14 protein-coding genes are annotated in these 15630 nt (G+C 35.6%); 8 read left to right on the top strand and 6 right to left on the bottom strand.

Annotated elements, in window-relative coordinates:
* The first annotated feature begins 177 nt into the window (after positions 1-177).
* Complete coding sequence (locus IEV72_RS10690; RefSeq protein ID WP_188459100.1) at positions 178-2577, top strand: T9SS type A sorting domain-containing protein; 2400 nt, start codon at positions 178-180, stop codon at positions 2575-2577.
* Positions 2578-2667: 90 nt separating this feature from the next.
* Here the strand turns inward: IEV72_RS10690 and IEV72_RS10685 are convergent, their stop codons facing one another.
* Complete coding sequence (locus tag IEV72_RS10685; RefSeq protein ID WP_188459139.1) at positions 2668-3849, bottom strand: phosphoglycerate kinase; 1182 nt, start codon at positions 3847-3849, stop codon at positions 2668-2670.
* Positions 3850-4007: 158 nt separating this feature from the next.
* Here IEV72_RS10685 and IEV72_RS10680 point away from each other — a divergent pair, with 158 nt between their 5' ends.
* Entirely contained in the window at positions 4008-5147 is a 1140-nt protein-coding gene (locus tag IEV72_RS10680) for a DNA polymerase III subunit (protein WP_188459099.1), read from the top strand.
* Between the two features lie 3 nt (positions 5148-5150).
* On the opposite strand, the gene IEV72_RS10675 is transcribed toward IEV72_RS10680, so the two are convergent.
* From IEV72_RS10675 to IEV72_RS10655, 5 genes are all read right to left on the bottom strand, one after another.
* Positions 5151-5663 carry an OmpH/Skp family outer membrane protein gene (locus IEV72_RS10675; protein ID WP_229731889.1) on the bottom strand — a complete coding sequence of 171 codons (513 nt, stop codon included), beginning with the start codon at positions 5661-5663 and terminating at the stop codon, positions 5151-5153.
* Positions 5664-5790: 127 nt separating this feature from the next.
* Positions 5791-6624, bottom strand: a complete 834-nt coding sequence (locus IEV72_RS10670; RefSeq protein ID WP_188459098.1) for a class I SAM-dependent methyltransferase — start codon at positions 6622-6624, stop codon at positions 5791-5793.
* Positions 6625-6661: 37 nt separating this feature from the next.
* Complete coding sequence (gene mnmG / locus IEV72_RS10665; RefSeq protein ID WP_188459097.1) at positions 6662-8533, bottom strand: tRNA uridine-5-carboxymethylaminomethyl(34) synthesis enzyme MnmG; 1872 nt, start codon at positions 8531-8533, stop codon at positions 6662-6664.
* 3 nt (positions 8534-8536) lie between these two features.
* Entirely contained in the window at positions 8537-8974 is a 438-nt protein-coding gene (ybeY, locus tag IEV72_RS10660) for an rRNA maturation RNase YbeY (RefSeq protein WP_188459096.1), read from the bottom strand.
* The gene (locus IEV72_RS10655; RefSeq protein WP_188459095.1) at positions 8958-12524 is read right to left on the bottom strand and encodes a coiled-coil domain-containing protein; all 3567 of its coding nucleotides are present in this window, start codon (positions 12522-12524) and stop codon (positions 8958-8960) included. Before IEV72_RS10655 ends, ybeY begins: the two co-directional genes overlap by 17 nt.
* Before the next feature lie 364 nt (positions 12525-12888).
* Here IEV72_RS10655 and IEV72_RS10650 point away from each other — a divergent pair, with 364 nt between their 5' ends.
* From IEV72_RS10650 to IEV72_RS10625, 6 genes are all read left to right on the top strand, one after another.
* Positions 12889-13191: a type II toxin-antitoxin system RelE/ParE family toxin gene (locus IEV72_RS10650; protein ID WP_188459094.1), complete on the top strand. Its 303-nt coding sequence runs from the start codon at positions 12889-12891 to the stop codon at positions 13189-13191.
* Between the two features lies 1 nt (position 13192).
* Positions 13193-13477 (top strand): addiction module antidote protein, encoded by a 285-nt coding sequence (locus IEV72_RS10645; RefSeq protein WP_188459093.1) that lies wholly within the window; start codon positions 13193-13195, stop codon positions 13475-13477.
* 2 nt (positions 13478-13479) lie between these two features.
* Complete coding sequence (locus IEV72_RS10640; protein ID WP_188459092.1) at positions 13480-14037, top strand: hypothetical protein; 558 nt, start codon at positions 13480-13482, stop codon at positions 14035-14037.
* A 127-nt stretch (positions 14038-14164) separates the two neighbouring features.
* Positions 14165-14506, top strand: coding sequence for a DUF3024 domain-containing protein (locus IEV72_RS10635; RefSeq protein WP_188459091.1), 342 nt, complete (start codon positions 14165-14167; stop codon positions 14504-14506).
* 12 nt (positions 14507-14518) lie between these two features.
* The gene (locus tag IEV72_RS10630) at positions 14519-14761 is read left to right on the top strand and encodes a hypothetical protein (RefSeq protein WP_188459090.1); all 243 of its coding nucleotides are present in this window, start codon (positions 14519-14521) and stop codon (positions 14759-14761) included.
* 506 nt (positions 14762-15267) lie between these two features.
* A complete protein-coding gene (locus IEV72_RS10625; protein ID WP_188459137.1) occupies positions 15268-15603 on the top strand; it encodes a single-stranded DNA-binding protein in 336 nt (111 codons plus the stop codon).
* The last annotated feature ends 27 nt before the right edge of the window (positions 15604-15630 follow it).

Here is a 15630-nt window from a genome sequence, read left to right as displayed (position 1 = left end):
AAAATACACAAATTCACCTGTTTATTCTGTTGAATTTTAATGTGTAATCACCTTTTTTACAACATTTCACTGAAAGAATATGTTAAAGTTTGATACTACATCGTTGTCGTAAAACCACTTACTTAAACGTTTAAGTAAAGTTTTTATAATTTTACATGAATTTAAAATATTGGTCTTATGAATAAATTTTTACTAAGTATAGGTTTTGTGTTTGCTTTTATGCTTTTTGGGTATGGGCAAACTTATGTTACTATTGCTGAAGATGATGCTAGTAATTATACTGGAGCTGGTGCACCTAATTTTGGATTAAATATTGGTGATAATGGTGGCTCGGGATTTAATCCATGGACTTGGAGTGATTCTGGCTCTAGTAAAAGTGCTTTTTTAGGTCACGGACCAAATGATTCGCATGGAGATATTGGTAATCCATCCTTTGGAATGTTTGCTCAGAATGATGGGTCATCTATTAATGCTTACAGAAGTTTTTCTGATTTACTGAACGAAGAAAGGTTGGAAGTAGAATTCACAATCAATTTTAGAGCAGGAGCTAAAGGTGTTGAAATCTTTCAAAATGGAATTGGAGTATTTCTTTTTCAAGCTGCTAGTTTTGGAGGAGACAAATATGAATACCGTGACCAAACTGGAACGTTTACCAATACCGGATGGCCATATCAAGCAAATTCAATTTTTAGGTTAACGGTTACCCAAGTATCAGCTACTAATGCCATAATATCAGTAGAAAGAACGAACTCTACAGGACATTCAGTAACTCTTACAAATGTGAATATTTCAGGACGAGTTGATGAAATTCGTTTCTTCAATGAGAATGCTGGTGGTGGAGAACAAAATTTTTACTTCAATAATTTAAGTATTGAACGTCCAACTTTTACCACCATAGCAGATGGAATTTTTTCGGATTCAACTATCTGGAATGATGGTATAGCTCCTGTAGGCAATGGTAATATTACAATTGCTCACGATATCAATTTAGATACAAATTTGAGCTTAAACGGAGAATTAAGTATAAATACAGGAAATACCCTATCGGTTAATGACAATGTTGTTCTCACTAACAACGGAAGCATCAACATTAATGGAGATTTAGTCTTTAAAAGTACAGCATCTGGTACAGCGCAATACGGAAATTCAACGGGTACAATTACCGGAGATGTAACGGTAGAACGATTTGTACCTGCAAAACGTGCGTTTAGAGTGCTAAGTTCTGCTGTAGGTGGTCAAAGTTTTGCAGACGCATGGCAACAAGATACGCACATCACAGGAACAAATGGAGCAACTAACGGTTTTGATGTTACAAGTACAAATACTCCATCTTTGTTTACTTTTGATAATAGTATTAATCCACAAACGAATGGTGCGGGATGGCAAGCCGTTACATCTACAACTAGTACAAATATCGTAGCAGGAACGCCTTATCGCTTATTTGTAAGAGGTGATCGCTCAGTAGCTTTAAACAGCAATACATCTCCCGCAACTGTTACAACTTTAAGTGCAGCAGGAGATATGCATACGGGAAGTTTTTCGCCAAGTTTAGCAACAGTAGCCAATAATTATAGTTTTGTGGGGAATCCTTACCAAGCTGTAGTAGATATCAATGCAACTACGCGTACTAATCTCACCGATTTTATCTATGTTTGGGATGCGTCTATAGCTGGAGATAATGGTAATGGAGGCTTTGTTACCGTTCCAATACCGGGAAGCGCAACTCCAAATCCGTTTAGTTCTGATGCTACTCAATATGTTGCTCCAGGCCAAGCTTTCTTTGTTCAAAATACTGCTTCAGGTAACGGAAGCATCACCTTTGAAGAAGCTCATAAAACTACGGCACAAACACAACAAACACCATTTAACGTAAATAATGAATTTTACATCAATTCACGTTTATATAAAACTTCAGCTCTAGCTAATAATGAGATAGAGAGTGATGCGATTGGTCTTCGTTTCAATACCAATTACACTACATTAGGAAGCGATGAAGATGCAGGCAAACTAGGAAACCCTGGAGAAAATTATGTTATATTGAATAATGGATTGAAAGCTTTAGACTTTCAAAACATGCCAACTAACGGTCATGTGGTGGAACTTGCGCTTGTCAATTACCAAGACAGTGCATACAGCTTAAGCTTTGATGTAAATCACCAACCAGAAGATTTGAAAGTTTACTTGAATGATGTTTATTTAGGAACACAAACTGAAATTACAGCGGGATTAATTTATGATTTTACAGTAGATGCGAGCATTTCAGAAAGTCTAGATGCATTCCGATTTAATATTAGTTTTGAACTAGTTTCTTTATCTGATGTAGATCTTGCCCAAAACAATTTCAGCATTTATCCGAATCCAGCTGAAGAGATGTTAAACATCAATTGGAACCAAGTTCCAAATGAAGAAACACAAATTACTATTTTCAACTTGGTGGGTAAAAAAGTAGCAGAATTTAGTCAAAGTGCTTCAGATGAAGTTACTTCTTTGCCTATTAATAGCCTAAATGCTAGTGTGTATTTATTGCAAATTCAAAATGAAGATGTAAATGTGACCAAGAAGTTTATTAAAAAATAAATTTCATTTCCTATTCATTAAGCATTGCTAAAATCAAAAAAGGCTCCTTTATTAGGGAGCCTTTTTTTATATAAAACTTTTCAATTTTGTTTATTCTAATGCTTTAATTCCTGGTAAGGTTTTTCCTTCTAGCATTTCTAACATCGCACCGCCACCTGTAGAAACGTAGCTTACGTCTTTATCAAAACCAAATTGCTTAGCTGCGGAAACACTATCTCCTCCACCTACTAAAGAAAATGCTCCTTTTTTAGTTGCTTCTACAATGGCTTTTCCTAAAGCAATAGTTCCTTGTGCAAAGTTTTCCATTTCAAAAACACCCAACGGTCCATTCCATAGAATAATTTTGGAAGCTTTGATCACTTCAGCAAACTGTTCACGGGATTTTTCACCAGCATCTAAACCCATCCAATCGTTTGGAATATTATAAATATCCTGCACCTTACGTTCGCCATCGTTACTGAATTCTTGCGTCATTACCGTATCAATGGGTAAATGCACTTCTACGTTTTGAGCTTTGGCTTTTTCAAGAATGCTCAATGCTAATTCTTGTTTGTCTTCTTCTACTAACGAAGTTCCTATATTTCCACCTTTGGCTTTAATGAAGGTAAAAGCCATTCCTCCACCGATAATCAAGTGGTCAATTTTGGGTAAAATATTTTCAATTACGGTAATTTTAGACGAAACTTTTGCTCCACCAATTACCGCAGTTACTGGTTTTTCTTTGGAGTTTAAAACTTTATCTAAGCTATCTATTTCTTTTTTCAATAAATAGCCCATGCATTTTTCTTTGGCGAATTTGGCAGCTATGGTGGTAGAAGCATGCGCGCGGTGCGCCGTTCCAAAAGCATCATTTACGTATACATCGCCCAAACTAGCAAGCGCTTTGGCAAAATCTTCGTCACCTGCTTTTTCCTCTTTATGAAAGCGTAAATTCTCTAACAATAAGACTTCGCCTGGCTTTAAATTCTCCGCCATTTTTTCGGCTTCTTCGCCAACACAATCTGAAGCAAATTTCACGCGAACACCAATAATTTCACTTACTGTAGTAACAATATGTTGTAATGAATATTTTTCTTCTCTTCCTTCAGGTCTTCCTAAATGCGACATCAAAACCGCAGAACCACCATCTTCCAAAACTTTTACAATACTTGGTTTAGCGGCATCAATTCGGCTGGTGTCGGTTACTTTTCGCTCTGCATTTAAAGGAACATTGAAGTCCACTCGAATAACGGCTTGCTTATTTTCGAAGTTTATTGAATCTATACTATTCATCTGCTTTGGTTTTATAATGAATTCAAAAATAAACAATAATTCAGAATAAGGAAGCCGATTTAAGATGAAGCCTTCTTTACTTTTTTGCATCTCATTTTCAATTGAAGTTTTACCTTATTCAACTCGTCTTATTTTTGAAGATAACCTATTTTTGTACAATGGATTTTTCACAAATACCCGGTTTACAACACATCAAAAAACACCTGCAATCTACTTTAGCAAATGGCAGAACAGCCCATGCACAATTGTTTGTAGGTAAACCTGGACACGGAACTTTAGCTACTGCAGCTGCTTTTTCACAAATGCTCATCACTAAAAACTTATCGGGGGATCAACTTACGAAGGCTGAACACCTTTGCCAACAGTTTTCTCACCCTGATATGCATTTCGTATATCCCATTAATTTATCTGAATTAGTGGAAAACAAAAAGCCGCTTTCAAAAGATTTTGCTATTTATTGGCGTGAGTTTTTACAAGAACAGATTTTTGAAGAATTGCATGATTGGTATAAAAAAGTTGGCATTGAAAAAAGACAAGGCATCATTAATGTTGCCGAAGCGGCCGATATCGGAAAACAACTTTCGTTGAAATCCTACGGAGGAAATGCTAAAGTAATGGTGATTTGGTATGCAGAAAAAATGAATACTTCGTCTGCAAATAAACTATTGAAGTTAATTGAAGAACCACCAGAAAATACCTATCTAATATTGGTATCGGAACATCCAGAAGATATTTTATTGACGATACGTTCGCGTTGTCAGATCTTAGAATTTCCACCTTTTAGTGAAGAAGCTATTGCAACCTACTTAGTTGAAAACTTAGATGCAAATTCTGCCGAAGCTCACCAAATTGCAGCTCAATCTGATGGTGACTTAGCTAAAGCCATCAAACGCATTTCCCATCAAACTGACGATCAAAAATTTGAAGCCTATTTTATAGCTTGGGTACGCAGCGCTTTTCAAGCAAAAAAGCAAAAATCTGCTGTAAAAGATTTAATGCATTGGGCAACGCAATTGGATAAAGAAAACCGAGAAACGCAAATCCGATTTATCGATTATTGCTTGCACTTTTTCCGTCAAGCTTTATTACAAAACTACAAAGCAGAATCTTTGGTTTACATGAAAACATACGATGAAAAGTTCAAGTTTGCCAATTTCGCTAAATTCATCAATGGTAATAATTTAGACAAGATCAATATTGCTTTACAAGATGCCAGTTACCATATTGAAAGAAACGCAAACGGCAAGTTGGTTTTTACGGATTTATCGTTGCAACTTACGCGGTTTATTCATCAGTAATATTTACTCATTAATATACTCAATTACTTCCAAGGTTATATCTTTCCCTCGTTTCGCATACAAAATATTTGCGCTATCGTTGGAACCAAAAATGTAGGTGTAACCGTTTTCTTCACCATATTTCTCTACTTTCTTGCGTACTTCTTTTACCAAAACATCTGCTGCATCTTGACTTTCTCGTTCCAATTTTTGGCTTTTTTGTTGCTGCTCTTTCTCGATTTTTTGACGTAAAGCAATGAGTCTATCTTCTTCTTTTTCGCGTTCTTCTATGCGCATTTTATCTGCGTTTTGTTGATAGCTTTGTATCTGCGATTGAAAATCCAATGCAATAGAATCCAACTCTTGGCTAAGTTTTTCATTTCTCTGCTCAAACTCAGCTTTTGCACTTTTCATTTTTTCGTAAGCCTGAATCAATTCTGTGTTATTTACGTACGCTGTTTTTTCCTGATCGCAGGAAGTAAAAATGAAACTCATTATTCCAATGAGTAAACCATACTTAAAGTTTATTGATTTCAAAATATTCATAATTAAAAACTATTTTATTTTTATTGAAATTGTTTTACGTAAGCGAATATATTTTATTTTCTATATAAACTACTACTGAAGAGTTAAAAAAGTCCCTAAATCGCTTTATTTGGCTGTTTTACCCTTTTTGAAGCACAAAAACTAAACCAGACCACTCTCCATTCTTTTCGGCTTTGTAATTTGATTTGAAACCTTGCCAAATCCATTTGAAACCTGAACTTCCTGTTTTGTATTTCTCAGATAACATGGAAACATAATAACTATCAAATTTTAGTGGATAGGTTTTTTTTAAGCTAAATCCATTATGCTCAGCTAGAATAGAAATGGATTTCCTGCTAAAATGATATAGATGTCTAGGAACATCAAATGCTGCCCAAAACTCTTTGTACTGCACTGCATCATATGATTTAAAGTTAGGCACTGCAATGAAAAGCTTTCCATTTTCAGTTAAGCTGTTGTTGATTTCTTTTAAAAATTCACTTGGTTGATGCAAATGTTCCAATACATGCCAAAGCGTAATGACATCAAATTTCTTTTCCTTGATCTCATTTAAATCTGAGTAGACTTCCAATTGATTATCTTTTGCAAGGTTTCGCGCCTTTTCATTGGGTTCAATTCCTATTGCTTTGAATCCTTTTTCATTTGCCCTTCTTACAAACCCTCCTACTCCACAACCAAAATCCAATAATTTCTTCTTAGAATTTACTTCCTTTTCAATCCAGTTGATTTTGGTTTTCAGCATGTAATTTCTTACCCAATTGTACACTAAATCTTTTACTGATTTTGATTTTTCTTGGTGAGAAATGTAATTATCACTCTCGTAATATTTTCCAATTTCCTTTAAATCAGGTTTTGGAAAAGTCTCATAACAATCCCATTTTTCATTCCATTTCAGCTGAAAAACTTCTTGGGTTTTGAAATGATCTTTAACGCTAAATGAATTCTTTTTCAATTCAATTCTTTTGATTGTTCCACGTGGAACATTAAATTTATCTTCCCATGTGAACCAACAAAACCGAAATATCACTCGGATTGACACCGCTTACGCGTGATGCTTGTGAGACGGTTCTAGGTTGAATTTTGCCAAGCTTTTCTCTAGCTTCAAAAGACATGGATTTCAGTTGAGAGTAATCAAAATTATTTGGAATTTTTACATTTTCCAAGCGATGTAATTTATCTGCATTCAACTTTTCCTTTTCAATATATCCTGCGTATTTCACCTGTATTTCTACTTGCTCCAATACTTCTTCGTCCACTTGGTTTTCTTCAGCAAAAGTTTTTACACTTTCCAATTGAAGCATGTCTTTCATCTCGATATTTGGGCGAGCAAAAATCTTGAATAGTTTCCCTTGTTGATTTACCGTAGCTGAATTTTTAGCTTCCAAAATTGGATTGATTTCAGTGGTAGTCACCGAAGTTTCTTTAAAAAATTCGACAAAAGCTTCAGATTTGGATTGTTTTTCTTCCAGTCGTCCCATTCGTTCAGCCGAAGCTAAACCGAGTTGATAGGATTTTTCTGTCAACCGAATATCAGCATTATCTTGACGTAGCAAGGTTCTGTATTCAGCTCTCGAAGTAAACATACGGTAAGGTTCTTCTGTTCCTTTGGTAATTAAGTCGTCAATTAATACTCCGATATATGCTTCACTTCTAGATAAAATGAATTCTTCCTTCTCTTGGTTTTTTAATGCCGCATTTATACCTGCCATCAAACCTTGTGAAGCTGCTTCTTCGTAACCCGTAGTTCCGTTGATTTGTCCCGCGAAATACAAGCCATCAACTAATTTAGTTTCTAAGGTATGTTTCAATTGTGTTGGTGGAAAATAATCGTATTCAATTGCGTATCCTGGTCTAAAAAACTTCACGTTTTCAAAACCTACCACCGAACGCAAAGCTTTAAACTGAACATCTTCTGGTAAGGAAGTCGAAAAGCCATTTACGTAAAATTCAACTGTTTTCCAACCTTCGGGTTCAATGAACATTTGGTGACGGTCTTTGTCTGCAAATCGGTCTATTTTATCTTCAATACTTGGGCAATATCTCGGGCCAATACTTTGGATTCTTCCATTAAACATCGGTGAACGATCAAATCCCTCTCGAAGTAAATCATGCACTTCTGGAGAAGTATACGTCATCCAACACGAGCGTTGCTTACTTAATTTTTGTGTTTGATTGGAATAAGAGAATTTTCCGGGTTGCTCATCACCGGGTTGTTCTACCATCTTTGAAAAATCCAACGAACGTCCATCTACTCGTGGTGGTGTTCCGGTTTTCATTCTTCCGGCTTCAAAACCTAATTCGATTAATTCAGCGGTAATTCCAGTTGAAGCTCTTTCTCCTGCTCTACCACCGCCAAAGTTTTTATCACCGATGTGAATCAATCCGTTTAAGAAAGTACCGTTGGTTAATACAACGGTTTTGGAATATATTTTTAGACCTAAAGAAGTTCTTACACCGATAATTTTGTTGTTTTCGACCAAAATTCCGCTAACCATTTCTTGATAAAAATCCAAGTTTGGAGTTTGTTCTAATCGATTTCTCCAGTGCTCGGCAAATAACATTCGGTCACTTTGCACACGCGGACTCCACATGGCTGGACCTTTTGATTTATTCAACATTTTAAATTGAATTGCCGATGTATCCGAAACCATCCCACTATATCCGCCCATGGCGTCGATTTCTCTTAGTATTTGTCCCTTTGCAATTCCGCCCATGGCTGGATTACAAGACATTTGAGCGATGTTCTGTAAGTTCATGGTCACCAATAAGGTTTTCTGCCCCATATTGGCGCTAGCGGCCGCTGCTTCGCTTCCAGCGTGTCCGGCGCCAACAACTATTACATCATATTGATCTGTAAACATGTTTTAGTTTTCTTTTTGTTCCACGTGGAACATTTCCATACATTCATCTTCTTTCTCCCGCATTGTTTGCTTTTCATCTTTGGTTTTATCAGAAAATCCGCAACAATGCAATATGCCATGAATCATCACACGCTTCAATTCTTGTTCAAATGGAAGCCCTAATTCGTTGGCATTTTCTTTAACACGATCTACACTAATGTGAATATCCGTTTGAATAATTTTACCAAAACTATGGTCAAAAGTGATGATATCGGTGTAAGTATCGTGAGCTAAATATTCGTGATTAATTTCGAGTAATTCTTCGTCTGAACAAAAATGATAATTGATTTCGGTATAGTCAAAACCCAGTTGACTAATCACCTTTTCGATCCATTGGATGTAACTTGTATTATCCGTTAAATCAAAATCCGTGGTCGATTCAAAATCAATTCTTTTGTTCATTGAAATACTGTTTAATCAGGTTTTTGTATTTGGGCTGCAAAGGTAATTGTTGTCGGTTTAATATTTCAATGGTATTGAAATATTCTTTTGCCCTATCCAATTCAGTTTCACCTTGATTTTCGAATTCTTTGGTGTTGGTAGTTGCTTCTCTTTTTTCTTCTTCACCTTGTTTTTGAGCGGCTTCTTTCAACTTCAATAATTGGTGATTGATGTTTTTCATCTGTTTCAATACATCGCTACTAAAACCTTTCATAAGCAATTCTTCTTCCATTTGCTCGATGCTTTTCTTTAGGTTGCCTGCATCCGACTCGATACCTAGTTCTTTAATGCGGTCTTCCAATTGTTGTTTTAAGGCTTGTTGTTTTTTGTAAATTTCATACAATTCGCCATTCATTTGTTCATTAGAACTTTCTCCTTCTCCTTGTTGTTTTCCGTTTTCTCCTTCTTGTGAATTATTTCCATTTGCACCATCTTGTCCTTGCTCACCATCTTGGCCGCTTTGACCTTCACCACGTTCATTTTGTCCGCCTTGAGATTCGCCACCTTCTTTTCCATCTTCGCCAGGACTGTCTCCTTGAGACTCGCCTTCTTTTCCTTTACCCGGACTTTTTCCCATGGCATTTTGCATTTCTTTTTCAAGCTCTTCATGAGATTTGATGATGTCCGAAAGTTGCTCGCCAGGATTGTCACCACTTTCGCCTTCACCGCTACTTCCGCTTCCGCCACCACCGCTCATTTGCTGCTGCATATTGTCTAAAGCGCCATCCAACATATTGGCCAAATCGTTGGCATTGGTCATCACGTATTGCTGATTGCTCTGCGCTAAATTGATTTTATTATCGGCTAAACGTTCTAAACTTAATTCTGTATTATATTGAATATCAGTTATTTTACTTGTTATTTTCTCAGTAATCATTTCATTTCTAAGCGCAAGCGAGAACAAACTATCGTCTATGTGTTTAAAGTTTTCTCTCAAGTCGGCTTGCTTTCGCAAGTTTTTCGCAAAGCTGGCGTCTGCATTGTTGTCTCGATCAAAAGCTTCGATTAAATTTTCTTGCTCAAAGGAAAAACGAATTAAATTCTGCAAAATTCGTTTTAAGGTTTCCGCATCTTCTGCTTGTTGAGCTTCTCCCCCAGCCATCATAGAAGCTCCCATTTTTTTGCTTAACTCCTTCATTTTTTCAGAAGCATCTTTTTGCTTTTGCTGTGGACTAGAATTGCTATCCGAACCTTTGCTGTCTTCTCCTTTTTCTTTCTCATCACCTTCTTCTTGCTCGCTATTTTCGGATTCTTCTTCGCCTTCGCTTTCTTCACTTCCTTCGCTACTTTCTCCTTCTTTTTTTTCTTCTTCTTTCTTTTTATCCAGCATTTCGCTGGCATCTTTCATGTCTTCTTTAATTTCTTCTTCGGTATATTCATCCCGAAACAACTCCATGGGTTTTTTCAAATTTTGGTTTTCTTTTTCCAACTCTTCTGAGTCTTCTTTAAGTTTATCAAATTCGTCATTCAACTTATCTTGCTCTTCGGTAGTTGCATTTTCTTCTTCGCTTAATTCTTCTTGCTTTTTGGCTAACTCGTTTAATTCTTCCGCTAATTGTTGGGTTTTTCGTTCTATATAATAGCGCTTGGTGAGTTCCAAAAGTTGCTCTAAAGTGCGTTCCTGTTTTTTGTTTTCGTTGGCGGCTTGCTTTAGCTTTTCGTTTAATTTTTCGTCTTCTAATTTGTCGCGGTACTTGTCCAACTCTTCCATGAGCTCTTCGTTTTGCTCTAAGCGTTCTTCATTTTCTTCTAAGCGTTCAATTAAATCTTCTTTTTTGGCATCCTTGCTTTCTGGTTCAAATTTTTCTAGATTTTCCTTCAGCTCTTTGCTGTAATCTTTCATCATTTGTCGCTGTTGTTCCTGGCGCTTCAAATAATTTTCAATTTTCTTTTTATCCGAAAAAGAAAGCTTGTTTTTTTCCTTTTGCATCTGTTCGATTTCATCTAAATCTTTGGCATCTTTCTTCTGTTCGTCCAAGGCTTTTTGCATGCCTTTGATGCTTTCGCTTTGCTGATTTAGCTTTTCTTTTTTGGCTTCTTGTTCGGTGTTTTTTCTAAAATTGAAATACTTCGACTTGGTTTTTTTACTTCCGTTCACACCGTCGTTGTCAAAAACTTCGAAATAATAGGTATAGGTTTCGCCTTCTTTTAAATTCAAATTTTGATTGGGGAAAACATAGAGAAATTCAGCATAATTGCTGCTGCTAATGGAAATGTTTTCCACTTGTTTCTCCTTGGGATTTTGTGAAGGATAATACACTAATTGCAACTTGGTTAAGCCATAATCGTCACTTGCTTTTCCTTGAAAATAAGTGGTTTTTTGTTGAACGCTATCTTTTTTGGAAGCGATGTCTAAATCGGGATATTCATCTTTGATTACGTCTAATTTGAAATTGAGCGACTCGTAATTTTTCCGTGCTTCATTTGAAGTAGAAAGTTGATAATTCAACGATTTTTTGACGTTTTGTTGAAGCTGAAAATTATCTCCAACTTGCTTTAGTTGATAGGTTGAATCTTTCATTTGAAGCGCGACCGCTTTGGTATTTGCCGTGCTCAACTTCCACTCTACCAAAGTTCCTTCGGGAATTTTTGCGTTGCCCGTTCCTTTGATTTTTTTAGATTCAAATTGCGTGTATTTTGGAAATTGTAAATCCAAACTCAAATCGATAATTTTGGGAACTTCAATTAAGTTGATTTGGTAGTTTGGTGAATTCACTTCATTTGCCTTCAACTGAAATTGCAAAGGTTTTTTGATGTTTTCGAATTCATATTCAAATTGACCCGCTTTGTTTTTTCGTAAAAAGTAGGATTGCCCTTCATATATAATTTGGGCTTCTTCTGGCATCACGTCGCCTTCGGTAAAGACCTTCAATTGGAAATCTTTGCCTTCTTCGGCTTCCAAATTGGAATTCATCACCACAAACCGAAACGGCGCAGGCGGTGTGTAAGCCGTTTTATAATCGACTACCCGTTGGTAACTTTCGTTGAAAAGACTCAGTTTTCCTGAAACCCAAATCACCAATAAAATAAGTACGGGAATCGCCAAATAGCGAGCGTATTTTACATTGCTCTTGAAATTGATGGCCAATTGAAACGGCACCGGCTGAATTTCCTTGGCTTTCTGCTCGATGCTGGCAATGATTAAATCCGAATCTGCTCCGCTGTCCTTGAGTTGTAAGATGTTGGTGAGTTTGTCGCTTACCTGCGGAAAATGCGCACCAATCATATTTGATGCCGTGTGAAAATCCAATCCTTTGGACAATTTGAAAAGCTTGAGCAGCGGGCGAATGATAAATTGAACAAACAAAGCCAACTCCACCACCACAAAAGTCCAAAACAATAAGCTTCTTCCTAGGGAAGTTAACCAGAAAAAATATTCCAATGCCACCACCAGAATAAAGTACAACAAGCCCAGGGCGAAGAACAAAATCCCGCCTTTAATGAGTTCATTGACGTAAAATTTACGGATAAACTTTTCTAACTTTTGAGTAACTTTTGAATAATTCTGCATGCAAATATTTGAAACTGCGTAAAATTACCAATTTAACCGCCACTAAAGATGAATTTTAGGATTTTGTTGGATTTGGCGGTTAATCCCGACTTAGAAAAACTCAAATTTGAGGTACGAAAATTCTAGTTTTTCTTAGTCGCAACAGGAAATAAATTTTTTTTGAAAGAATTTTTCGGGTTAACCGCCACTAAAGATGAATTTTAGGATTTTGTTGATTTTGGGTGATTGGTTGTGTGGATTTTGAGTTTTGACTTTCTTTATTGGTGAAGATGGTAGACTTCAGAGAAACTTCTTGAATACATCAAAATTCCTTTTCACTTCCAAAATATCCATTATATTTGTATCTAAATGAATACACTCTGAAGTGATAATTACGAAGAAAACATCTGAATTTGATAAGTGGATTAGAAAGCTGAAAGACATTCGGGCTAAATCTAAAATACTTTTCAGAATTCAAAAACTTGAAATGGATGAACACTTCGGAGATTGTAAACCTGTAGGAGAAGGAATTAGCGAAATGAGAATAAATTACGCTAAAGGTTACCGAGTTTATTTTAAGGAAAAGGACAACAAAATTGTTATTCTTCTAATCGGTGGAGATAAATCATCTCAACACAAGGATATCGAAAAAGCGAGGAAAATTTGGAACAAATTAAAAAATGATTAAAATGAAAACCACAAGATTTGACATAGCAGACTATTTGGACAGCGAAGAAATGATTGCTGAATATCTAAATACAGTTCTCGAAGATGGTGATAGTGCTGATTTAATAATAGCAATCGGACATATTGCAAAATCAATCGGCATGACCAAAATTGCAGAGAAAACAGGAATGAGCAGGCCAAGTCTCTATAAAGCATTATCCGACGGAGCAAAACCACAATTTGGTACAATAATGAAAGTATTGAAAGCTATTGGCGGACAAATTAATGTGAAACCAATGTCAGCATAAAAATGCAAATACAACCCAACAGCTCCACCAGCGAAAAAGATTCCCTTTATTTTGAACAGAACAAAGCTTTTTGTGCAGCCTTTGAAGATTTTGTTCTTGGAAAAAACGGCAAGGTAAAAGGAGATTTCAATGCATGGTCTTTTGCTGTAATTGGGAAAATAGAAAAACCCAAAGCTTGGACGTTGCAGTATAAAAAAGCAACTTTTAATTCAGGTAACATCTTTCTTTCTGCCAAGCATCAGAATTTACTAACTTCAGCCGAATGGAAGACAAAAAGCAACTTTGGTTTTGATTTTCGAATCAGAAGAAAATCGGCTAAAGATGTGTTTCGTTTTTCAGCTAAAGAATCGCATGAAGTTTTAGCCTTTTCTGATGCTTATTTTGTAGAAACCAATACACAAAATCTGGAAGCGATAAGTGAACTAATCAACATCTTGAAGCCGTTGTTTATATCAGATGAAGTTTACAAAATAGAAAACACCGACAGCGAACTTAAAATAGAATTGCTGACAGAAAAACACCATTTTGATGTTTTTGAGCAGTTGCTTGAAATGAAGTAATGTTGAAATAGCTACAAACAAAAACTTGTAAATTCTTTCAATTTCTGATGAAAAGTTCATGCAGTTGAGCCTTTGCTAATCGATAAAAGTAATGCACTTTTGTTTTAACTCACATAAAATTGAATACATGCCCAAATCAATAGATATCAACGAAGGAATTGTAAAAAAATTCGTCGCTTCTATTCGGCCTGAAGATCCAGAAATCCGAAAGCAAATTGACATTGGATATGTTTATATTGATAAAGTATTTAAATTATATACAGTCAGGCCTTCACATGATAATTCAGGACAAAAAATATACGAAGGATTTGCTAAAATTAGTTTCAATAAAACTAAAATTGAATGGAATTTGTATTGGATGCGTGCCAGTGGCCATTGGGAATTATACCAACCTTTTCCAACTTCTACACAATTGGATAAAATTATAGAAATCATTAAAGAAGATAAGCACGCTTGCTTCTTTGGCTAAAATAGAATAAAAATGGGTTTTGGAGCTGGACATATGCAGGACATGAACAATCGGATTAAACAAAACCGTGCAGCTCGGCCATCTAAACGCTCAAAGTTTAAAGAAAACAATCGCGAAGCTATTTTTTCTAAAGAAAAAGCTAGTGAAAAATTCATTCAAAAAGAGCAAATATCTGAAGAAGAATTAGCCGTACTAAAAAAACAGATTAGAGCAAAAGCTAAAAAGGAACATAATACCAATTTAACCATAAAATAACGTTATTAAACTCATTCATTTTTCCTTATATTTTCTTGTTCATCATTTCCGTAGCCCAGCTATGCAAATAATTGACAGCGTCATATAAGAAAAAAGCAATTTCGTTTTCTTAACGACATTGTATAATCAAATTGGTACAAAAAGGCATTTGTGATTTATGCGATTTTCATTTTTATGACGCTTGCAATTTTAACTTGGTTGTTTCTTACTTAGTATTAAAAAGCAAATGAACTTAAATTTTTTTCCAAAAAACATTCAATTTCTATTTTATTTAAAAATTTACTACATTTGGTAAATTGAATTTCTAAATGCCTAAAATTCAAATATTTCAGCTCATAATTTGGATAGAAATATCCGTTTACAAATGTTTATAAACGAAAATAAAGGAAAGTAAGTGGTTGTTAACCGAATCTAATTTATCTGCTGTTTCATCTTTGCAGTGTCGATTTGAGGTAAACATACCCACGGCAAAACGTAAAACTTTTTATTAACCATTAAATTTTTATATCATGAGCTTACGTAATCAAGTACAGTTAATCGGAAACTTAGGGAATGATCCAGAAATCATTAAATTAGAAAGCGGGAAAAAACTAGCTAAGTTTAGCATCGCAACGAACGAATCTTACCAAAACAAACAAGGCGAGCGCGTAACCGAAACCGAATGGCACAACATCGTGGCATGGGGAAAAACCGCAGACATTATTGAAAAATATGTAGGCAAAGGAAAAGAAGTTATTATAAAAGGAAAATTAACTACGCGTTCTTATGAAACTAAAGAAGGCGAAAAACGATACACCACAGAAATAGTTTGTGACGAACTGGTGATGTTGGGCGGAAAATAAATTTTGCCTTTATAATTTAGACTTTGC

It is taken from the genome of Psychroflexus planctonicus (assembly GCF_014640195.1).
GTDB classification, from domain to species: Bacteria; Bacteroidota; Bacteroidia; order Flavobacteriales; family Flavobacteriaceae; genus Psychroflexus; species Psychroflexus planctonicus.
Note: the sequence above shows the minus strand (reverse complement) of the source record. Positions and strands in the feature narration are given on the sequence as shown.